Raw genomic sequence first — 20,856 nt, 5'->3', positions numbered from 1 at the left:
TCAATGCCCCTCCCCGTGCGAACCCGTTTTCAACGATCGCCACAGCAGAAATGGCAGGATCAGTGTGAAGACAATGACTTCCTTGTAACTGCTAGCCCAGAACGTCGAAAAGGATTCAACCAAGCCCACAGCCACGGCACCTACGGCAGCAACCGGATAACTCGCCAAACCACCGATGATCGCGCCGACAAATCCCTTGAGACTGATGATGAAGCCGGAGTCGTAGTACAGCGTCGTCAGCGGCGCAATCAGAATGCCCGACAAGGCGCACATGAATGCCGCTAGTGCAAAGCTGACCTTGCCTGCCAGTGTCGGGGAGATGCCCATCAGCTGCGCTCCAAACTGGTTCACAGCAGTAGCGCGCAGCGCCTTGCCATACAGCGTGCGACCAAACATCAGGAAAAGCGCAAGAATCAGAACCACGGAAGCCAACAGCACCCAGATCGTCTGGCTATTGATAGCGATCACACCCAGCTCCACCACGCCATCGGAAAAGGGCGCCGTGCGCCTGCCCTCGGCACCGAACACGAGAAGACCGACCCCAAGGAGACTGACATGCACCGCGATAGCGATGATCATCAGCAGCAGGCCCGAGGCATTGGCTACCGGCTGGAAAAAGAGCCGATACATCAATGGGCCAAGTGGTGTGATTGCGGCCAGTGTCAACAGCGCCTGCAACAGCGTTGGCAGGCGATCAAGCGGCAAAACAGCCAGTAGTATCAGCAACACCAGCGCATAGACTGGCATGGGAAGCAACTTCCATGACCGAACTGATCTGCCTTGCTTGCGCACACCCGCCCATGCATCCGCAGCTGCCGCTGCAAGGGCCATCACCATGATCAGCCAGCCAATCGAGGTCGCCCGGCCACTTTCCATCGCCGCCATCGTCAGTGCGCTGAAGGCGACAAACTCACCCAACGGGATCAGCAGAATACGGGTGACGGAGAACACCAAGATGATGGAAAGCGCCACCAGCGCGTAGATAGCGCCGTTGCTCACTCCGTCCTGGCCGAGCAAGGCAATGATTTGCAGATTCATCGTGTATACGGAAATTGATTTGTCAATTCAGGCGATACAAGGGGGCTTGCGCCCCTTGCCAGCGCGTGGCGCGCACAACCTCTTCGCGCCACGCACCGTATGCATCACTTCAGCAGCCTCCAGGCGCCTTCCTTGACGGTAATCAGCTCCCTCCCACGCTCATCGAAACCGCTGTGATCCTCCGGTGTCATGTTGTAGACGCCCTGCGTCGCGGGCAACTCACGCACGTTTTCCAGTGCATCACGCAATGCCACACGGAACGCCGCGGTCCCCGGCTCCGCCACCTTCGCAGCGACAGGAATGGCCGCCTCCAACAGCAGTCCCGCGTCATATACGTTGGCACCAAACGTGGCTGGTTCACTGCCGTACAAGGCGGTGTAGTCATCGATGTATTTGCGCGCCACCGGCTTCGACGGGTGGGCGTCCGACACCTCATCCATCACGAGCATCAGGCTAGCTGCCAAGATGGTGCCTTCAACCTTCTTGCCCCCGAGCTCGAGAAAATCAGGCAGTGCCGCCCCATGAGTCTGGTAGATCTGCCCACCGTAGCGCTGATCGACCAGCGTCGTGTGTGGAAGCACGGATGAGCTGCCAGGAGCTGCGATAAGAATGGCATCGGGACGGGCTGCAATGAGCTTGATCGATTGCGCCGTCAGCGACGTGTCCTGACGCTGAAAGCGCTCAGCCGCCACGATCTTGATACCGGCACCTTCTGCAAGTTCAGAGAGAACGTTGAGCCAACTCTCTCCAAAGGGATCGGCCGTGCCAATAAACCCCAGCGTTTTCACGCCTGTCTGACTCATGTGCTCAACCAGTGCAGAAGCGATGATGTCATCGTTCTGCGTGGTCTTGAATACCCACTTTTTTGCCTCGGTAGGCGGATGAATCACCGCAGCGCTACCTACGGGAGCCAACATGGGCACCTGCGCCTCCGCCGCGATTTGGATCACTCCCATCGCGTTGGGCGTACCACTGGGCCCAATGATGGCATCCACACCATCGCCGATGAGCTTCTTAAACGCACTGACAGAAGCAGTGGGGTTACTGGCGTCATCAAGCGAAATGTATTCAATATCCAGATCACCGGCCGTGCGCGGCAGCAGCGCAACCGAATTCTTCTGGGGAATTCCAACCAACGCAATCGGACCGGATGACGACGTCACCACCCCGACCTTGACTTGCGCTTGCGCCGCAAGCGCAACGCACACGCCCGCCATCAACACCGCCACCTTCTGCTTCATCGCCATGCCCATTCTCCAAGTCTTGTTGCCATATCAACGTCCGGCCCGAACGGCGCCGGCCCGAGCAACAAGCAGGTTCCGTGCCAAAAAACATCTTTTTCACTTGAAAAGTAGAGAATTTATATACATGACGAGAAGATGTTTAATCATGAAATGGTGCACAGATCAAACGAGCGCACCAGTACAAGGCGCGTCACGCACCAAACATGCGAAACCCATGAGATATCGCCAAAAATGCCTCGAAGATAAGCTGGCCCGATAGTTGCTTTCGTATGCACCGAAGACCATGTTCGAAAGATCGCCCCACATGGCGAAACAGCGACCAAATACATGATTTTTCACATGAATGAAGTATCTTTTTTGTGATGTACTTTGTGCGACACATTTCCTCTCGATGGAGAAAACATGACGACTACCGCTGACGCGTTGACCGGCACGAGCACCGCTACCGCTATCGGAACCGTCCCGATTCAGGCGCGATGCGCGCCTGACGCTGGCTTGCAGGAGTTGCTCGCGAACCTGCGTAACCGCGCGGCCGAATTCGAGCAACAACGCCACCTCTCGCAGGACGTGATCGATGCGTTCAAGCGCATCGGGGTTTATCGCGCGCTTGTGCCCAAGCGACTGGGCGGCAATGAATGGACTGCGCGCCAGTTCTGCGAGCTCATCGAGACCATCTCACGCGCCGATGGCTCCGCTGGCTGGGTCGCCAGCTTCGGTATGGCGCCGACTTACCTGGCCGCGCTGCCACGTGCAACCTTCGAGAAGATCTACACCGACAACGTCGACACCGTTTTCGCCGGCGGCATCTTTCCACCACAGCCAGCCTTCTACGTGGATGAAGGCATCCGAGTAAGTGGCCGCTGGAGCTTCTCCAGCGGTTGCATGGGCGCCACCGTTGTAGGTGTCGGCATCAGTCCGCGCAAAGGCGACACCACCGGTCTTCCCCGCATGGCTGTGATCCCACGCGAGAAGGTGCAGATCGTGCAAACCTGGGATGTCAGTGGCCTTGCCGGCACGGGCAGTCATGACCTCGTTGTTGATAACGTGACCGTTCCGGAGGATTGGACCTTCGTGCGTGGTGGTCAGTCCAACCTTGATGAGCCGATGTTCCGCTACCCGACACTGGCTTTCGCCGCACAGGTGCTTGCAGTGGTCAACCTCGGCATTGGCCGCGCCGCCATCGACGAACTGCGCCGGCTGGCCGGTGGCTACAAGGCCGTTACCGGCGCACCAACGCTAGGAGATCGTCCGGTCACGCAAACCCAGCTTGGCCATGCGGAGGCGCAACTGCGCGCGGCAAGAAGCTGGTTTTTCGAAGCTATTGATGAAGCGTGGGCCAGCCTTCTGGCCGGAGATCCGGTCTCGCATGAACAGACCAACATGCTGCGCCTTTCCGCATCACACGCCGCGCGCGTCGGTGCCGAGGTTGCACGCAGCATGCAGATGCTTTCGGGCATGGCCGGAATCTACAACCGCAGCCCTCTGGCACGCTGCGTGCGCGATGCCAATGTCGTCACGCAGCATGCCTTCCTTGGCGAAGTGACATTCCAAAACGGCGGAGCCATGCTGTTCGGCCGCAATCCCCTGCCCGGCTATGTGTGATCCATTGGCCCAACACCCTCACTGACATAAGGAGAGAAACGATGAGCAGTCCCAAACCCCTGCGCGTGCTTTTTTGCATCGGTATCCAGCAAAACTTCTTCGACGCCACTACTGCCGAGGCCAAGGAAGTATGGGCGGCCTTCGCCAGCATGATGAAAGGCATCGCAGATCTGCCTGGCGTCAACGTGCTGGGCAATATGGATGATGACCGCATCATGGTCGGTCCTTCGCCCAGCTGGCCCTGGACTACCTACATTCTGGCCGATGTCCCCGACATTGCCACTGTCACCGCCGCGTGCAACCTCTTTCGCGTTACCCCCGTTGGCGATGGCACCTACAAACTCTGGAAGTACGCCAAGGTCGAGGCGCGAATTGGCCGCGAACTGGAGGTGCCTGCGTGACAGGCGCACAGGCTTTCTGCGCCGCCATCTGCCCCCTCGCTGTAGGCGATTACTACCCCAGACGTCGTCCCCTGCCTGCTGCGTAGACCTACCTCACTAGGAGCCCCACACTATGACCACCGTCATTCCTATCCAGCCGGTCGAAAAGACCTCCGATCGCGGCGCTGGCCGCTGCTATGAAACACTGGTCAAGCCCGACCGCGTTCACACCTCTCTCTACACCGACCCTGCCATCTTTGAAGAGGAGATGGAGAAAGTCTTTTATTCGAACTGGGTATGGGTTGGCCATGTCAGTGAGGTAGCCGAACCTGGCAGCTTCAAGTCCACCTGGATCGGCCAGCAGCCGGTCATTCTGGTACGTGACCGCAAGAAGAATCTGCATGTGTTGCTCAACCGCTGTCGCCATCGCGGTGCCACTGTCTGCGAACACAAGAAGGGCAAGACCAGCAGCTTCGTCTGCCCCTATCACGGCTGGGGCTACGGCCTAGACGGCTCACTGCGCGGTGTTCCACATCCGGAAAGCTACGGCGACAGCATTGACAAGGCAGAGTTTCCGCTGGTGAGTCTGCGCGTGGAGCAGTACGCCGGCATGGTGTTTGCCACTTTCAAGGACGACATCCTGCCATTGCAGGAGTGGCTGGGACCAGCCAAGAAGTGGATGGACCTCTTCATGAAGCAAGCTGGCGGCTACCCTGTGAAGGTTGCAGGCGAGCACCGATTCAGCTTTCCTGGCAACTGGAAGATCCAGCTGGAAAACACGACTGACGCCTACCACTTTCCGCTGGTGCACAAGTCCTTCCTGACCTCACTGGACGAAGAAACGAAGAAGATTTTTGATTTCGTTGAGGGGCCCGGTTATGTCGAAGACCTGGGCAACGGCCACAGCGTGATGGTCATGATCCCCGACCTGGTGGACTTGGAGGCCGATCTGGACAAGCCAATTCCCGAGCGCTTCGAGGAACTTGCGCAAGCCTTGCGCGACGAGGGTCACGAGGAAGCGCAGGTCCGTCGCATCGTGCGAGCCGTAGGCGGGACCGGCTTCAACCTCAACATCTATCCCAATGTGGCCTGTTCCATGGCGTTCTTTCGCGTACTGCGCCCCATTGCGGTGGACAAGACCGAAATCCACCATGCGGCCATCGTCATGGATGGCGGTCCAGAGATCGCCAATCAGTACCGACTGCGGCTGCATGAGCACTTTCAGGGCCCGATGGGTTTTGGTACGCCCGATGATTCCGAGGCTTGGGAACGTGTGCAAAAAGGTGCACATGCCGGTGAGGACCTCTGGATCATGGTCAACCGCGGACTGCCCGGCGAGGTGCAGACGGCCGATGGCCGCAAGAGCGATGTCAGTGCCGAGACCGGCATGCGCGCCGCCTACCGCCAATGGCTCAAATCAATGACGGCCTGAGTGCTCATGGGGAACCCAAAAATGAACATTGCATTGCTCAACGAAGTCGCGGCCTTCATCTGGCAGGAAGCGGACATGCTCGATAACGAGCTCTACCAGGACTGGCTCAATCTCTGGAGCGAGGATGGCCTCTACGTCGTGCCCATCGATCCCAAGGCGACCGACTTCGCCAATACCCTCAACTACGCCTACGACAACGCGCATATGCGAGAGCTGCGTGTGCGACGCCTCACCGGGGGCGAGTCGATCTCCACCAGCCCTGAGCCACGGACCGTGCGCATGGTCTCGCGCTTTCGTGTGGCTGCGCAGGACGCAACGACGGTGACAGTGCGCTGCGCGCAGTTTCTCACTGATTTCCGCAAGGAAAACACGCACCAGTACACCGCCAATCTCGTTTATACCCTGCGCCGCGATGGCGATAGCTTTCAGATCGTGCAAAAGGTCGTGCGACTCATCAACTCGGACGACGTGCTGCAGACCATCGGCTACATCCTCTGACCACAAGGAACATCACAATGGCCCACCACGCGCCACAAACAGCCCATGTTGCAGTCGTGACCGGTGCCGCCCAGGGCCTCGGCCAGGTCATCGCAGAACGCTTGCATGCCGCAGGTTACTGCGTCGCAATTGCTGACATCCACCTTGAAGCCGCACAGTCCCTGGCCAGTCAGCTCGATGGCAGCGGGGCAACCGCAGTCGCGATCAAGCTCGACGTGCGCGAGAAAGTCGACTTCGAAACCGCGCTCGACAGCCTGAGGGCGCGCTGGGGCGGCGTACACGTACTGGTCAACAATGCTGCGGTGACGCTGCACACGCCCGTCATGCAGATTTCTCCGGACGAGTTCAGCAGTGTGCTCGATACAAATCTGCGGGGCAACCTGCTGGGCTGCCAGGTCTTTGGCAGCCATTTCGGTGCGTGCGGCTATGGTCGGATCATCAATCTTGCATCGCTGGCCGGGCAAAACGGAGGCACAGCTGCCGGCGCGCACTATGCGTCCTCCAAAGCAGGCATTCTGGTGCTGACCAAGATCTTTGCCAAGGAACTGGCAGGGCGCGGCGTCACCGTCAATGCCATAGCACCAGGACCGATTGATCTGCCGGCTGTGCGCGCGAGCGTGCCTGCCGAGAAACTGCAGCACATCATCGACCACGTGATCCCAGTGCACCAGCTCGGTGACCCCCGCTTCATTGCGGACACGGTTGTGCATCTGGCTTCACCACAAGCGGGCTTCGTCACCGGCGCGGCGTGGGACATCAATGGCGGCATTTTTATGCGCTGAGCAAGGGCGGGCTACTCATGAATGATTCAACCCTGACGGTACGTGTGGCACGCCGCACGCTCGCCGCGAAAGACATCGTCGTGCTGGACCTCGAGCCTGCCGGCACGGAACGTTTGCCAATGTTCGAAGCCGGCGCACATATAGACCTGCATCTTCCTGGCGGATTAGTCCGTCAGTACTCCTTGTGCTCCGACCCCATGGAGTCCGGCCTGTACCGTATCGGCATCCTCCGGGACCCAAACTCCCGCGGTGGCTCGGTGACTGTTCACGAGCAACTGTTGCCAGGCAGTGAAATAACGATCAGTACACCACGCAACCTTTTTCCGCTGGCTGCCGGAGGCGGCAAGAGTTACCTCTTCGGCGGCGGCATCGGCATCACGCCGATGATCGCCATGGCCTACAGCCTGCACCATGCCAAGCTGGCCTTCGAACTGCATTACTGCGGCCGATCCCCCGAGCACATGGCGTTCCTCGACGAACTCGGTGCCGCACCATTTGCCGACAAGGTGTTCACACACTGCGATCAGGTCGAGCCGCCCGCGCCTGCGAACATCGCAACACTGCTAGGCGGCGCTGCCGATGACAGCCACGTCTACGTCTGCGGCCCCAAAGGTTTCATGGATTGGGTAATGGATGCTGCCCGCACGATGGGGTTCTCACAGGAGCGCATCCACCACGAGTACTTTCAGGCGGAGATGGAACTCGGCGGTACTAGCTTCGAAGTCGTGGCCGCAGCCAGCGGCAAGGAAGTCGCGGTAGGCCCCAACGAGAGCATCGCGCAGGCACTGACGCGCATCGGCATCCGGGTGCAGATGTCCTGCGAGCAAGGTGTGTGCGGCACATGCATGTGTACCGTCCTCGAAGGCATTCCCGAGCATCGCGATTCTTACCAGACCGACGAAGAGAAGGCTGAAAACGACCAGATCGCAGTGTGCTGCTCACGTTCGCTCACGCCGCGCCTGATTCTGGATATCTGAGAGCATCCCCTCGCGCCACAGGAGCCCTGTCATGATCCCTGCCCCCGTCTCCGACACAGGAGTTTCCCAGCAACAATTTCGCAGCGCGCTCGCGCTGCTAACCGGCGCTGTAACACTAATCACCACCGACGGTGAAGCTGGCCGCGCCGGCTTCACCGCCTCTGCGGTCTGCAGCGTCTGCGATACCCCCCCCACCATCCTAGTATGCATGCGTACCGCAGCCTGGTCCAACCCCATGTTCCGCCGTAATGGTGTGCTGTGCGTCAATGTCCTCAATGCACAACAACAGCCTTTCTCTGCATGCTTCTCCGATCCTGCGCTAAGTCAGCAAGAGCGCTTCGCCCAGGCGGAGTGGGACACCCTGGTCTCCGGCGCCCCGGTACTGCGTCACGCGCTGGTCAGCCTCGACTGTGCCATCGAGCACACGCACACCGTCGGCACGCATGACGTGTGCTTTTGCCGCGTACTAGACATTCGCGCCGAGCCGGACGGTGAAGCACTGGCCTACTTCAACCGCAACTACCACCAGATTGACCACCGCTCGGTTCTCGAGCGCTGACGCCCTCCCTCTCTACCTGAACCACAATCATGAACCACCCACCTCTGAACGAACTCGGTGCCGCTGCGCTGGCGCGCGGCCTGCAACAACGCGATTTCCGCGCCACCGATGTGGTGTATGCCTGTCTGGAACGCATCGCCGAGCTAGAGCCACAACTTCAGGCCTGGACCCACGTCGCCAAAGATACGGCACTCAATCGCGCACGCCAACTCGACGCCGGAGCCGTTCAGGGCATGCTTCATGGCTTGCCCTTGGGCATTAAAGATGTCTTCGACACGTGGGATATGCCTACCGCTTATGGATCCCCCATCTATGCAGGCCATCAGCCCTGCGCCGATGCCGCCACCGTTGCGCTGTGCCGCGAAGCCGGTGCCATTGCGTTAGGCAAGACTGTGACAACAGAATTTGCCACCTTCCAGGCGGGACCCACGCGCAACCCGCACAATCACGCGCATACGCCGGGTGGATCTTCCAGCGGCTCTTGCGCAGCTGTGGCAGCGGGCATGGTGCCGATGGCATTTGGCTCGCAAACGGCCGCCTCCATCATCCGTCCTGCCGCCTACTGTGGGGTGGTGGGCTACAAGCCTTCCTTCGGCGCCATTGCCCGTACGGGCGTTAAGGGCCTGAGCGATTCGCTCGACACCATCGGTGCGATCGGGCGCGAGGTCGAAGATGTAGCACTGCTGGCAGCCTGCCTCAGTGGCAATCAGCAGCTGATGGACCTTTCCATCGACCACGCACCACGCGTGGGATTGTGCCGCACGGCGCAATGGGACGGTGTTGCCGCCGAGACCAAGGCACTCTTAGCCATGGTGCCCGGCATGCTTGAACGCGCAGGCGCCACGGTCACCGACATCGACCTGCCCGCCGGTTTTGATGACCTCGCGCAGGCACACATCGACATCATGGCTTACGAGACAGCGCGGGCGCTCAGCGACGAACGGCTACGTCATGAAGAGCAGCTCGGCGTCACGTTGCGCGGCGTCATCGCGCGAGGCCTAGAGATGCCGCATGCCCATTACGCCGCACAGTTAGACCGTGCCGCACGAGCCCGCGGACAACTGGCCGATCTGTTTAGGGACGCGGATGTACTGCTGGCTCCCAGCGCCGCTGGCGAAGCGCCCCTGTTCGAGGAAGGCACAGGCGATCCACTCTACTGTCGGCCCTGGACACTGCTGGGCTTGCCGTGCATACACCTGCCTTTTGCGCGCGGCCCACGCGGCCTGCCACTAGGCCTGCAGGCCATAGGCGCCCCTCACGCCGATCATGCCACGCTAGCCGCTGCAGCTTGGCTGCTACCACGCCTGCGGTAATCGCGTCGCATTGGGATTTGCGGCACATCGCCGCGGCCAGAGGACCAGATTTGCAGATATCGCGCGGTACCTGCACGGCAGTATCACTTGGCTTCCCATTCCACTTACCATCAAAACAGGAAACCTAATTCATGCGTACTGAGGAGCTGAGCATCACAATCAACGCCTTGCGCTCCCGCGTTGACCGTCTTGAGGCGGAATCCGAGATCCGCCGAATCCAGGCCCGATACATGTTTCTCTGCGACACGCCATGCCCGGAACCCGTCGCAAATGACGCCGAGCGCATCGATCGCATCATGGCGCTATATGCCGATGACGCGGTCTGGGAAGGCGTCGGCAGCTACTACGAAGGCCAGTTTGGCCAAGCCGTCGGCAAGGCCGCTATCCGTGCGCACTTCGAAAAGTTCTGGAGCACCGAGCGCAATCTACCACTAGTTTTCAACGTGCATTACCTGACCTCTGAGCAAATTCACGTCGATGGCGACCATGCCGAGGGGCAGTGGGTGCACATGCAGCCTTGGATATTCAGCGATGGATCTTCATTGCTGCGATCGAGCCGACTCAACAATCGGTTCCAGCGTATTGACAACCGCTGGCTGATTACTCGCACCCGGACTGAAAACGTATTTATTGCGCCACTGGCTCCCGGCTGGGCGCACAGCATCCCTGAGAAATCGGTGCTGATGACGGCATGATCACAGCGGTCGCCCACTTTGGCGAGGCGCGCAACGCACCTTTTCTCAACACCCTGCTCGAGACTGTTCACTTGCGTATCCCATCTCGCCGATTACGACCACGCCCTGACAGGCCACACGCCATCAGAGCGCTGAACGCTTGGAGGTAAGGTGGGGAGGAGCCATTCGCTACTCATCGCGCAGATTTTCGAACATCTGCGCCAACATATGGTTAAGGCGGGCGATCTTCACTGATGACATGCCACTGAACCCCCGGGCAAACACCTTTTCGGTAGCGCGTTGCATCTCGACAATCATCTCCTCCCCATGTGCAGTCAGGGAGACCTCCGTGACACGCCCATCCACCGCAGACGGCCTCGTCTCCACCAGCCCATCGGCCTTCATGCGATAGACGATCTTAGTGATGGTCGAGAGCTTGACCACCGCGTGCAACGCGATCTCCGACATGCTGCATGTGCCGTTCTGCTTCAAAATGAACAGCACGCGCCAGGTGGGCACATCAGCACCAACCTTGCGCAAGGCCTTTTCCATATGATGAACATAGATATTGTTCAAGCGCGCGATCCAGTAGAACGGAAAGTCTTCCTTACTGAAATCCTCGCTGGCCGGGTTGTATCGGCTTACTCTCTTGTGAATCGTCATATCGGCGGAAATCGCCCGTAAAGGCCAATGCAGTAAAGCCTATCGATTCTATCCAACTCATATTGGACAGCATCTGGGATGCCGCTGACGTGGCGTTCACGTCGAAGAGCCTGTTTAAAGTCGGTCTCCCGACTGTGGGTCCAAGCCTCGAAACCTGGCTCGTCACACACGTGCAGGCACCAGAGTTGCGAGTCCCTAGTAGGCCATGATGACAGACTTCAATTCGGTATAGTCGTCGATGAAGGCGCTGCCGAGCTCACGTCCCACACCTGAAGCCTTCACCCCCCCAAAGGGAACGGCACAGTCCAGAAACGTATGCATGTTTACCCATACTGTGCCCGCCTGAACCTGCGGGATGAGGCGCATGGCCTTTGCGAGATCATTCGTCCACAAACTAGCTGACAACCCAAACGGCGTGTCGTTGACCCATTCCAGCATCTGCCCTTCGTCCTCATAGGGCATCACGGTCAGCACAGGGCCAAATACCTCCTCGCACAGCAACACGTCCTGTGGGGTTCTTGCACGTATCAGCGTAGGCTCCACGAAGTAGCCTGTGCCGTCCACCGCACGCGCTCCACACAGCACCTGACTTTGCCGGTGAGCGGTTTCGAAGTACTGCAGGACCTTCTCATACTGGGGTTTGTTGCTGATGGGACCCTGCTGCACCGCTTCGTCAAGCGGCGAGCCAATTTTCAAGTGCCTGAGTGCTTGCGCCATTTTTTCGCAGACCTCGTCTACCCGCTCCTGCGACACAAACAATCGCTCGGGAGCTGCACACACCTGCCCCTGGTGCACGTAGCCGGTCTGCAGCAAGCCGGTTACAGCGGCATCCACGTTCGCATCCGCGAGCAAGATGGCCGCGTTCTTGCCCCCCAGCTCAAGCGTAAACCGCGTCAGATGGGCTGCCACGGCCGCCCGCCCCACCTTGATGCCCGTGCCTGCGGAACCCGTGAATGAAACTTTTGCCACATCCGGATGATGAATCAGTTGCTGACCACAGTCGCCCCCGCCATTGACAATGTTGAGAACGCCGTCTGGCAGGCCGGCGCCTGTGAAAAGCTCAACCATGCGCAACAGCGTCAACGGTGAAAATTCACTGGGCTTGAGCACCATGGTGCAACCGCACGCCAGTGCTGCACCGAACTTCCATGCAGCAATCATTGGTCCAAAATTCCAGGGAATGATTCCTGCAACGACGCCAACGGGTTCTCGCAATGTCATTGCACTGTAGCGTTCGCCCCGCAATGAGGGAAAGGAAGGCGAAAGCGTCTGTCCACTGATCTTGGTCGCCCAACCTGCGTAGTAGCGCAATGCCACAGCCGTTTGGCCAACATCAAGCATGCGAGAAAGGTGGATGGACTTACCTGTCGTAAGTGATTCGATCTGCGCAAGTTCTTCTCCGTGGGCCTCCATCGCATCTGCCATACGCAGCAACAGCTGCCCGCGCTCATAGGGAGATGTCTGCGCCCATACTCCCTCAAATGCCGCAGTAGCGGCAGCGACGGCGGCATCCACTTCTGCCTCGCTGGCAGCGGCTACTTGCGCAATGACCGATTCGGTAGCGGGATTGGTCACACTCAGCATGGCCGCGCCGCTGGCTGGCGCGCGCGTCTGCCCATCAATGAACTGACCGTGCTGACGCTCTAGGAACGAGAACACTTCTGGAAGGATCTGGATACATGGCATGGGATTTCCTCAATTCGCTTGAGCGACGTGGTGGCGCATTGCAAGGCGCCCGGACAAATGGGTATGGCGCTGATCAGGCGGTTTTTCGCCCGAGGATGAAATCGGCACCGCGTTCACCGATCATCACCGCAACGGCATTGGTGTTGCCACTTGGCACCTGAGGACAGATAGACATGTCGACGACTCGCAAACCTCGCACGCCTTTGACGCGTAGATCCATGTCGGTGACCGACCCCAGACAAGCCGTGCCCCCTGGGTGGTAGGTGGTCTTGATGTTCTTGCGCACAAATGCCTCCAGACCAACGCGGTCATCTGCGGCAAGACCATCGGGCTCTGTCACCTTGGTGATCAGGTTTTGCAGTGCAGGTTGCGCCAAGATCTTCAAGCCTGTTTGCACCGCACGGATTTGATTGTCCAAATCCTCCGGGTGAGAGAGAAAATTGGCGTCAATTTTCACCAGCTCCGACGGATCAGCACTTCTGAGCATGACCTGCCCGCGAGATTTCGAACGTAGATGGCCAACCTTCACGGACAAACCATGCCCGCTGGCTTTCGGTTTCTCTCCGGGCGTGTTGTCAAAATTGTCAAGCAGCGGCAGAAAATGGAACTGAATGTCGGGGCGCCCCACGCCCTGCGAATCGATGAACGCGCCGCCTTCGAGCACGTTGCTCGTCAACATTCCTGTGCGGAACCAAAGCCATTGCAGCATATGTCTCAGCGCCCTCAGCGGTCGGTCTTCTCCAAAAAAACTGATGGGTGCATGGATGGTCGCGTTGAGTGACATGTGCAAGTGGTCATGGAAATTGAGCCCCACGGGCAGATCTACCTTGGTCTCCAGACCGATGTCCTGCAGATGCGCTCCAGGGCCTATGCCTGAGAGCTGCAAGATCTTTGCCGTGCCGAAAGTGCCGGCGCTGACAATCACTTCCTTGCGTGCACGTATGCGCTGCACAGCATCTCCCTTGACGGAGAACTCGACGCCTCGGGCCCATCCGTCCTCAAGCGTGACACGATGCGTAAGCGCGTCGGTAACTACCGTCAGGGCCGGATCAGTGCGAACTCTTTGGAGATAGGCTCGAGCCGTACTCATGCGCTCGCCACGCAGTGTATTGGTCTGGTAGAAACCCACCCCTTCCTGATTCGCTCCATTGAAATCGTTGACATAGGGCAGCCCCATTTCCTGCCCCGCGCGGATGAACGCCTCCGTCAAAGGATGGCGAAAACGGTTCTCACTGATAGGCCACGGACCTGCCTGCCCATGAAACTGCGGCCCCAAACTTTCGTTGCGCTCAGCCTTCTTGAAGTACGGCAGTACATCTTCATAGCCCCATCCCGCCGCGCCCCAATCTCTGACCCAGTCTTCGTAATCGTCACGCTGGCCGCGGATGTAAATCATCCCGTTGACGGAGCTGCCTCCGCCCAGCACCTTTCCCTGGGCGATGAGCATGGAACGATTTCCACAGTGTCTCTGCGGCTCGGTCATGTAAGGCCACGATTTCTGCTGGAACACCTTTACCACCGTAGCCGGAATCTTGTGAAACAGGCTCTTGTCGACACCGCCTGCCTCCAATAGCAAAACCGTACCTGCTTTTGCCTCGATCAGCCGTGTGGCGACCACACAGCCAGCCGAACCAGCGCCCACGACGATGTAATCAAATTCCTGTTGCATGTTGGTGCTTTCATAGAAGGTGTGGTGCAAACCCATTTTGATTCGCGACATGTCCGCATCGCCAATCAATCTGAGAAAGGTCTGTGGCTGCATTGAAGCACCAACAATGCGCTGGAAATTGGCGCTACGTGCCAGATCTCATGCACTGCGTGCCAAGCGACTCAACTACATGACTTTTCACAGGAAATGGAACAGAAATTGCTTGACATGCAAGCAATCCGCCATCTGGAGCCGCCCATGCACCAACCAGCACACGTTGTGCACGGCAGCTTGACTTGACTGCACCTGATTCCTGCCTTCGATTCCTTTTGGAGCCCAGCATGAGTAATGCGCACTGCCTTGACCAATGGGAAGTGGATGTCCAACGCATCTGCGGTGGCTTTCGGATCAGTCCACCTGCCGATCAGCGGCCATTTGCCGGCAGCATCCATGCCGCAGTCTGGAGTGGCTTGACGGTAGCCAACATTCGGACAAACGCGGCAAACATATGGCGCACGCGGGAAGGCCGTCAGGATGACCGCTTTTGCTTTCTCGTCCTCCAGCGCCGCGGTGTCATGTCGGTGCTCAATGGCCAACAGGATTTCGCGCTGCGTCCTGGCGACATGGCATTGCTCGATAGCTGTGCTCAATTGCAAATGCGCCCTCACGGTTTCATCGAACAAATTTCCGTCCATCTGCCGCGCACGCTCATGTCTCAAACAGGTCAGTCAACTATCGCAGGTAAGCTTTCCTTGCGCAGCCCGTGCACGCCCATGCTGCGGGAAATGCTGCACCAGTTGCAGTCACAGCCCCTCGCTTACGGCAGCGCCCAAGTCGCAGATTCCCAGGCAATCCAGACCGCAATGCTCACCCTGCTTCGCCGCGCGCGTGACGCAAGCGCCGAGCAATCGCTGGACAGTTCCCCACATGGTCAGCGAGTGCTGGCGGAGCGCTTCATCGCGCAGAACCTAAGTGAACCTGGCCTCTCCCCTACCCACGTCGCACACTACCTGGGCATCTCATTGCGCCAGCTCTACCGCTTGTTTGATAAAGAAGAAAACGGCATTGCGCGTTACATCACTAACATGCGCCTGGCGCGTAGTGAACAAGACCTGCGCGATCGCTCCTCCAACCGTCTTAGCATCACCGACATCGCGCACAAATGGGGTTTCTTCGATTCGGCTCAGTACTGCCGAGCCTTCAAGCGCCGTTATGAACTCTCGCCCCGACAGTTTCGCTTGCAAGACGACCGCGTCGTTTGAGCATAATCTGTCAAACCCGTACGGAATCAATTTTCTCGCTACACCCTTGACATTGGCCACGAGGCTCCAAACGGAACGCCCGTTCGTGCCATGCACAACACCATGCTGCGCATGCAGCCGGGCTACGACCACAGCTATTACTTCATCGCCAGTTTCATGGAAGACCATTTCGCGCACCACGCAGCGGCGCTCAGGGCCTGAGCCAGTCCAGCTCCCCTACTCGGCCGCTTGATGCGGCCGTTTTCCTTTCCAGCGCGGTGGCCTCGTCGGGGCGACAACGGCATCCTATCGATGAATTAGCAATTATCAATTAACTCAAGTATTTTGATAGTCAACAATAAACACTCGCGATGCGCTTGTGCCCGCTACCGGCAGATCCCTGCCGCGCAGCCAAGTGCATGGTGCGTCATGATCCACCCCACAGGAGCCCCACGATGAGCGATCCGACCAAAGACCTCAAGCCCACCTACCTGACCACCGACTTCGGTGCGCCGGTGCCGGACAACCAGAACAGCCTCACCGCAGGCCCACGCGGCCCATTGCTGGCGCAGGATGTCTGGCTGCATGAGAAGCTGGGCAACTTCGTACGCGAAGTGATTCCCGAGCGGCGCATGCATGCCAAGGGCTCGGGTGCCTTTGGCACCTTCACGGTCACCCACGACATCACACGCTACACCCGTGCCAAGATCTTCAGCGAAGTTGGCAAGAAGACGGAGATGTTCGCCCGCTTCACCACCGTCGCTGGCGAGCGTGGCGCGGCCGATGCCGAACGCGACATCCGCGGCTTCGCGCTGAAGTTCTATACCGAAGAAGGCAACTGGGACATGGTGGGCAACAACACCCCCGTGTTCTTCATCCGTGATCCACGCAAGTTCCCGGATCTGAACAAGGCCGTCAAGCGCTGCCCCCGTACCAACCTGCGCTCGCCCACCTACAACTGGGACTGGTGGACGCTGCTGCCCGAAGCACTGCACCAGGTCACGATCGTCATGAGCGATCGCGGCATTCCCGCCAGCTACCGCCACATGCATGGCTTTGGCTCCCACACCTACAGCTTCTGGAACGAACAGGGTGAGCGCTTCTGGGTCAAGTTCCACTTCCGCACCCAGCAGGGCATCAAGAACCTGACTGACGCCGAAGCCGAGGCGCTGATCGGCAAGGACAGGGAGAGCCACCAGCGCGATCTCTATAACGCCATTGAGCGCGGCGAGTTCCCGAAATGGACGATGTACATCCAGGTCATGCCGGAGGAAGAGGCCGAGAAAGTGCCTTACCACCCGTTCGATCTGACCAAGGTCTGGCCGAAGAAAGACTATCCGCTCATCGAAGTCGGCGAGTTCGAGCTCAACCGCAACCCGGAAAACTTCTTTGCCGATGTGGAACAAAGTGCCTTCGCCCCCAGCAACCTGGTGCCCGGCATCAGCGTCTCGCCCGACAAGATGCTGCAGGCGCGCCTGTTCAACTACGCCGATGCACAGCGCTACCGTCTGGGTACGAATTATCAGCAGATTCCCGTCAACGCCGCGCGCTGCCCGGTGCACAGCAACCATCGCGACGGCATCGGCCGCGTGGATGGCAACTATGGCAGCCTGCCGCACTACGAACCCAACAGCTTCCACCAGTGGCAGGAGCAGCCGCAGTTTCGCGAGCCACCGCTGAAGATCAAGGGGGATGTGGCCGACTGGTTCAACTTCCGCGAGGACGACGCGGACTACTACCAACAGCCGGGCGACCTGTTTCGCCTGATGACGCCCGAACAGCAACAGGCGTTGTTCGACAACACCGCCCGTGCCATGAACGGCGTGCCGGACTTCATTAGGCAGCGCCACATCGCCAACTGCACCAAGGCCGATCCTGCCTACGGTGCTGGCGTGGCCGAAGCGCTCAAGCGCCTGGGCTGATCCTTGGCAGCGGCGCGCCCGCGCGCCCTTTGAGGACCCGCTCACGTTCTTTTCACGCGCCGCGCGATGCCCTGCCCGTGGGGTGTGATGCAAGGCACCAGAGAGATCGTCAACGGATGTCGAGCCCGCCCTTGATGCGGGCTTTTCTTCGTGCGGCGCAGGCTTGCAGGACCGCCCTTGCCTCTCGGCAGGACGGGCATGGTCTTGACAAAACCTTGAAAAAGGGGCTGGCGGTATAATATGCAGCTAAAGCGCAAGCGCGACAGCAGCACCTCCGAACGAGGCAAGCGTGCCCAGGACAGCACCGCCTCCATACTCGCAAGGACTGTACTCCAAATGTTCGCCCACCCTTGCTGCGCTCTTCCCGATGGATGGCGTCGATGCCGGCCTGCGGCTTTTTTGCGCAGCTGGCGCTGGCGCCGTGATGCCGTGGCGCTGCAGGCAATCCCTGCCCGCCAGTGCATGGCACGGGTTTTGATTATTGTCCTCATGAGCCTTGTCTGCCCGTAGCCGCCCCCCATATGGGAGTGTCTCGCGCAGGCGGACAGACTCTGTGGTGTCAGATTCACTTGGAGAGTTGCACATGGCTACCAGCAAGAAAACCGCCACCCGCAAGGCGACGGCAAAGTCCTCCTCGGATGCAGCGGCCAAGCCGTCTGCTGCGGCCGCAGCATCCACAGCCAAGACCATGGTGACCGCTGACAGCCCCGCCACGACGAAAGAACGCGCCACCCGCAAGGCAGCTGGCACTTCGCGCACCACACGTGCAGCGCCGGCTGATGCGCTCGCCCCATCCACCGGAAAGAGAAGTTCCCAACCTTCTGCCGCATCGAAGAAAACCGTGACCACTGACAAGAAACCTGCTGCCAAAAAGTCAGCGAAGAAATCCGCCCCCGCCGACATCACCTCCGAGCCGGCACTGGCCAGCGCGGAAACCGACAAGCCTGCAGCCAAGCCCCGCCGCACCAGCAAGACTGCCGCCAAGGCCGCGGCCCCTGCTGCTAAAGGCCGCAAGAAGGCCAGCGTCGCCAAGGGCGCCAAGAGCAAGGCCAGCTTCGAGGACGATGACCTCGATCTGGACATTGACACCGATCTGGAGGCCGAGGAGATCATCGAGGACGTTCCGGTCGAAAGCAGCAGTGCAGCCAGCACCGAGAAGGTCAAGCCCCTGCGCATGAAGATCAGCAAGGCCAAGGAACGTGCCTTGATGAAGGAGTTCGGCCTCGACGAGGCAGAAATCTCTGAGGAGGAAGACCGCGAACGTCGCGAGCGCCTCAAGACGCTGATCAAAATGGGCCGCACACGCGGCTACCTCACGCATGCCGAGATCAATGACCACCTGCCCGACAAGCTGGTGGATGCGGAAACCCTGGATGTGGTCGTCGCCCTGCTCTCGGACATGGGCGTGGCCGTCTATGAGCAGACACCGGATGCCGAGACGCTGCTGCTGACCAACTCGGCGCAGAACACCACTACCGAGGAAGAGGCCGAGGAAGAAGCCGAGGCCGCCCTGTCGAACGTGGACAGCGAGTTCGGCCGCACCACCGACCCGGTGCGCATGTACATGCGCGAAATGGGCACGGTGGAGCTGCTCACCCGCGAAGGCGAGATCGAAATCGCCAAGCGCATCGAAGGCGGCATGCAGGACATGATGGAAGCCATCAGCTCCTCGCCGGCCATCATTGCGGCCATACTCAACATGGGCGAGGAAATCCGCGAAGGCAAGGTACTCATCACCAGCGTGGTGGACGGCTTCACCGATCCTGACGAGGCCGACGACTTTGTGGCCGAGGAGGACTTCGACGAGTTCGACGAGGAAGATGACGACGACGGCAAGGGCGGCTCCAAGGCCATGACCAAGCGCCTCGAAGAGCTCAAGACCAAGGCGCTGGCGCACTTTGACCATCTGCGCGGGCTGTTCGAGGGGCTGCACAAGGCCTACGACAAGTACGGCTGGGGCTCCAAGCAGTACAACGAGCAGCAGGCCACGCTCACGCGCGAGCTGATGTCCATGCGCTTTACCGCCAAGACCATCGACACCCTGAGCGACATGGTGCGCGCGCAGGTGCAGCAAATCCGCGATGCCGAGCGCAAGATCAAGTCCATCGTCGTCGACAAGTGCGGCATGCCGCAGGAGCGCTTCATCGAGGAGTTCCCGCCCAACCTGCTCAACCTCCAGTGGGTCGAGAAGGAGGCTGCCGCCGGCAAGCCCTGGAGCGATGTGCTCGGCCGCAACATTCCGGCGGTGCAGGAGCTGCAGCAAGGCCTGATCGACCTGCAGCAACAGGTCGTCGTGCCACTCGATGAGCTCAAGAACATCAACAAGCGCATGCTCGCCGGCGAGCGCGCCTCGCGCGACGCCAAGCGGGAAATGACCGAGGCCAACCTGCGCCTGGTGATCTCGATTGCGAAGAAGTACACCAACCGTGGCCTGCAGTTTCTTGACCTGATCCAGGAAGGCAACATCGGGCTGATGAAGGCGGTGGACAAGTTCGAGTTCCGTCGCGGCTTCAAGTTCTCGACCTATGCGACATGGTGGATCCGCCAGGCCATCACGCGCTCGATCGCCGATCAGGCCCGCACCATTCGCATTCCGGTGCACATGATCGAGACGATCAACAAAATGAACCGCATCTCACGTCAGCACCTGCAGGAATTTGGCTACGAGCCCGATGCCTCCGTGCTGGCCGAGAAGATGGAAATTCCAGAGGACAAGATCCGCAAGATCATGAAGATCGCCAAGGAGCCGATTTCGATGGAAACACCGATCGGCGACGACGACGATTCGCATCTGGGCGACTTCATCGAGGACACCAGCAACACTGCGCCCATGGATGCGGCGATGCAGGCCGGTCTGCGCGATGTCGTCAAGGACATCCTCGACTCGCTCACCCCGCGCGAGGCCAAGGTGCTGCGCATGCGCTTTGGCATCGAGATGAGCACCGACCATACGCTGGAAGAAGTCGGCAAGCAGTTCGATGTCACCCGCGAGCGCATCCGCCAGATCGAGGCCAAGGCGCTACGCAAGCTCAAGCACCCGTCCCGCTCGGACAAGCTGCGCAGCTTCCTCGACAACCAGTAGGCCTTTGCACCCTCTTGCGCGCAGGTACGGCCCGGGCACACGCCCGGGCTTTTTCTTTGCGCCATTGCGCGCGGCCCATACCGGCGCAACGCATGAAAAGATCGTCAACAGGTTC

The 20,856-nt window shown here is 59.5% G+C and carries 17 protein-coding genes and 1 pseudogene; 13 read left to right on the top strand and 5 right to left on the bottom strand.

Going from position 1 to position 20,856, the window contains the following annotated elements; translation table 11 throughout:
• Both AAV94_RS00155 and AAV94_RS00150 read right to left on the bottom strand, forming a co-directional pair.
• Positions 1-1,038, bottom strand: coding sequence for a branched-chain amino acid ABC transporter permease (locus AAV94_RS00155; RefSeq protein ID WP_046740304.1), 1,038 nt, complete (start codon positions 1,036-1,038; stop codon positions 1-3).
• Between the two features lie 104 nt (positions 1,039-1,142).
• On the bottom strand, positions 1,143-2,285 hold the full coding sequence (locus AAV94_RS00150; protein ID WP_046740336.1) for an ABC transporter substrate-binding protein: 1,143 nt from the start codon (positions 2,283-2,285) through the stop codon (positions 1,143-1,145).
• A gap of 399 nt (positions 2,286-2,684) precedes the next feature.
• Here AAV94_RS00150 and AAV94_RS00145 point away from each other — a divergent pair, with 399 nt between their 5' ends.
• The 9 genes from AAV94_RS00145 (at position 2,685) to AAV94_RS00105 (ending at position 10,520) form a co-directional block, all read left to right on the top strand.
• Positions 2,685-3,884, top strand: a complete 1,200-nt coding sequence (locus tag AAV94_RS00145; protein WP_046740303.1) for an acyl-CoA dehydrogenase family protein — start codon at positions 2,685-2,687, stop codon at positions 3,882-3,884.
• 41 nt (positions 3,885-3,925) lie between these two features.
• On the top strand, positions 3,926-4,285 hold the full coding sequence (locus tag AAV94_RS00140) for an IacB protein (protein ID WP_046740302.1): 360 nt from the start codon (positions 3,926-3,928) through the stop codon (positions 4,283-4,285).
• Between the two features lie 112 nt (positions 4,286-4,397).
• The gene (locus tag AAV94_RS00135) at positions 4,398-5,696 is read left to right on the top strand and encodes an aromatic ring-hydroxylating oxygenase subunit alpha (RefSeq protein WP_084824644.1); all 1,299 of its coding nucleotides are present in this window, start codon (positions 4,398-4,400) and stop codon (positions 5,694-5,696) included.
• A gap of 21 nt (positions 5,697-5,717) precedes the next feature.
• Positions 5,718-6,194 carry an aromatic-ring-hydroxylating dioxygenase subunit beta gene (locus AAV94_RS00130; protein ID WP_046740301.1) on the top strand — a complete coding sequence of 159 codons (477 nt, stop codon included), beginning with the start codon at positions 5,718-5,720 and terminating at the stop codon, positions 6,192-6,194.
• Between the two features lie 17 nt (positions 6,195-6,211).
• Positions 6,212-6,976 carry an SDR family NAD(P)-dependent oxidoreductase gene (locus AAV94_RS00125; RefSeq protein WP_046740300.1) on the top strand — a complete coding sequence of 255 codons (765 nt, stop codon included), beginning with the start codon at positions 6,212-6,214 and terminating at the stop codon, positions 6,974-6,976.
• Positions 6,943-7,953 carry a PDR/VanB family oxidoreductase gene (locus AAV94_RS00120; protein ID WP_331396701.1) on the top strand — a complete coding sequence of 337 codons (1,011 nt, stop codon included), beginning with the start codon at positions 6,943-6,945 and terminating at the stop codon, positions 7,951-7,953. The genes AAV94_RS00125 and AAV94_RS00120 overlap by 34 nt, the downstream gene beginning before the upstream one ends.
• Before the next feature lie 31 nt (positions 7,954-7,984).
• On the top strand, positions 7,985-8,512 hold the full coding sequence (locus tag AAV94_RS00115; RefSeq protein ID WP_046740298.1) for a flavin reductase: 528 nt from the start codon (positions 7,985-7,987) through the stop codon (positions 8,510-8,512).
• A gap of 29 nt (positions 8,513-8,541) precedes the next feature.
• The gene (locus AAV94_RS00110) at positions 8,542-9,825 is read left to right on the top strand and encodes an amidase (protein WP_046740297.1); all 1,284 of its coding nucleotides are present in this window, start codon (positions 8,542-8,544) and stop codon (positions 9,823-9,825) included.
• Positions 9,826-9,956: 131 nt separating this feature from the next.
• Positions 9,957-10,520 carry a nuclear transport factor 2 family protein gene (locus AAV94_RS00105; RefSeq protein ID WP_046740296.1) on the top strand — a complete coding sequence of 188 codons (564 nt, stop codon included), beginning with the start codon at positions 9,957-9,959 and terminating at the stop codon, positions 10,518-10,520.
• 168 nt (positions 10,521-10,688) lie between these two features.
• Here AAV94_RS00105 and AAV94_RS00100 read toward each other — a convergent pair whose 3' ends face one another.
• The 3 genes from AAV94_RS00100 to AAV94_RS00090 all read right to left on the bottom strand — a co-directional run bounded on the left by AAV94_RS00100 (position 10,689) and on the right by AAV94_RS00090 (position 14,517).
• The gene (locus AAV94_RS00100) at positions 10,689-11,162 is read right to left on the bottom strand and encodes a MarR family winged helix-turn-helix transcriptional regulator (protein WP_046740295.1); all 474 of its coding nucleotides are present in this window, start codon (positions 11,160-11,162) and stop codon (positions 10,689-10,691) included.
• Positions 11,163-11,357: 195 nt separating this feature from the next.
• Positions 11,358-12,848 carry an aldehyde dehydrogenase family protein gene (locus AAV94_RS00095; RefSeq protein WP_046740294.1) on the bottom strand — a complete coding sequence of 497 codons (1,491 nt, stop codon included), beginning with the start codon at positions 12,846-12,848 and terminating at the stop codon, positions 11,358-11,360.
• A 73-nt stretch (positions 12,849-12,921) separates the two neighbouring features.
• On the bottom strand, positions 12,922-14,517 hold the full coding sequence (locus AAV94_RS00090) for a GMC family oxidoreductase (RefSeq protein WP_046740334.1): 1,596 nt from the start codon (positions 14,515-14,517) through the stop codon (positions 12,922-12,924).
• A gap of 320 nt (positions 14,518-14,837) precedes the next feature.
• On the opposite strand from AAV94_RS00090, the gene feaR reads away from it, so the two are divergent.
• From feaR to rpoD, 4 genes and pseudogenes are all read left to right on the top strand, one after another.
• On the top strand, positions 14,838-15,758 hold the full coding sequence (gene feaR, locus AAV94_RS14300) for a transcriptional regulator FeaR (protein ID WP_052754835.1): 921 nt from the start codon (positions 14,838-14,840) through the stop codon (positions 15,756-15,758).
• A gap of 105 nt (positions 15,759-15,863) precedes the next feature.
• Positions 15,864-15,959, top strand: a pseudogene (locus AAV94_RS14770) (S-formylglutathione hydrolase); the annotation flags it as partial.
• 233 nt (positions 15,960-16,192) lie between these two features.
• Positions 16,193-17,659 (top strand): catalase, encoded by a 1,467-nt coding sequence (locus AAV94_RS00080; protein WP_046740293.1) that lies wholly within the window; start codon positions 16,193-16,195, stop codon positions 17,657-17,659.
• Between the two features lie 583 nt (positions 17,660-18,242).
• A complete protein-coding gene (gene rpoD, locus AAV94_RS00075) occupies positions 18,243-20,741 on the top strand; it encodes an RNA polymerase sigma factor RpoD (protein WP_084824643.1) in 2,499 nt (832 codons plus the stop codon).
• Positions 20,742-20,856 lie beyond the last annotated feature (115 nt).

The sequence above is a fragment of the Lampropedia cohaerens genome, from assembly GCF_001005215.1.
Lineage (GTDB): Bacteria > Pseudomonadota > Gammaproteobacteria > Burkholderiales > Burkholderiaceae_C > Lampropedia > Lampropedia cohaerens.
Note: the sequence above shows the minus strand (reverse complement) of the source record. Positions and strands in the feature narration are given on the sequence as shown.

Bases quoted from the DNA above. Each gene is read 5' to 3' on its own strand.
- AAV94_RS00115 (WP_046740298.1), top strand. From the start codon at position 7,985: ATGATCCCTGCCCCCGTCTCCGACACAGGAGTTTCCCAGCAACAATTT.
- AAV94_RS00140 (WP_046740302.1), top strand. From the start codon at position 3,926: ATGAGCAGTCCCAAACCCCTGCGCGTGCTTTTTTGCATCGGTATCCAG.
- AAV94_RS00150 (WP_046740336.1), bottom strand. From the start codon at position 2,285: ATGGCGATGAAGCAGAAGGTGGCGGTGTTGATGGCGGGCGTGTGCGTT.
- AAV94_RS00145 (WP_046740303.1), top strand. From the start codon at position 2,685: ATGACGACTACCGCTGACGCGTTGACCGGCACGAGCACCGCTACCGCT.
- AAV94_RS00130 (WP_046740301.1), top strand. From the start codon at position 5,718: ATGAACATTGCATTGCTCAACGAAGTCGCGGCCTTCATCTGGCAGGAA.
- rpoD (WP_084824643.1), top strand. From the start codon at position 18,243: ATGGCTACCAGCAAGAAAACCGCCACCCGCAAGGCGACGGCAAAGTCC.
- AAV94_RS00095 (WP_046740294.1), bottom strand. From the start codon at position 12,848: ATGCCATGTATCCAGATCCTTCCAGAAGTGTTCTCGTTCCTAGAGCGT.
- AAV94_RS00155 (WP_046740304.1), bottom strand. From the start codon at position 1,038: ATGAATCTGCAAATCATTGCCTTGCTCGGCCAGGACGGAGTGAGCAAC.
- AAV94_RS00100 (WP_046740295.1), bottom strand. From the start codon at position 11,162: ATGACGATTCACAAGAGAGTAAGCCGATACAACCCGGCCAGCGAGGAT.
- AAV94_RS00125 (WP_046740300.1), top strand. From the start codon at position 6,212: ATGGCCCACCACGCGCCACAAACAGCCCATGTTGCAGTCGTGACCGGT.
- AAV94_RS00110 (WP_046740297.1), top strand. From the start codon at position 8,542: ATGAACCACCCACCTCTGAACGAACTCGGTGCCGCTGCGCTGGCGCGC.
- AAV94_RS00090 (WP_046740334.1), bottom strand. From the start codon at position 14,517: ATGCAACAGGAATTTGATTACATCGTCGTGGGCGCTGGTTCGGCTGGC.
- AAV94_RS00080 (WP_046740293.1), top strand. From the start codon at position 16,193: ATGAGCGATCCGACCAAAGACCTCAAGCCCACCTACCTGACCACCGAC.
- feaR (WP_052754835.1), top strand. From the start codon at position 14,838: ATGAGTAATGCGCACTGCCTTGACCAATGGGAAGTGGATGTCCAACGC.
- AAV94_RS00135 (WP_084824644.1), top strand. From the start codon at position 4,398: ATGACCACCGTCATTCCTATCCAGCCGGTCGAAAAGACCTCCGATCGC.
- AAV94_RS00105 (WP_046740296.1), top strand. From the start codon at position 9,957: ATGCGTACTGAGGAGCTGAGCATCACAATCAACGCCTTGCGCTCCCGC.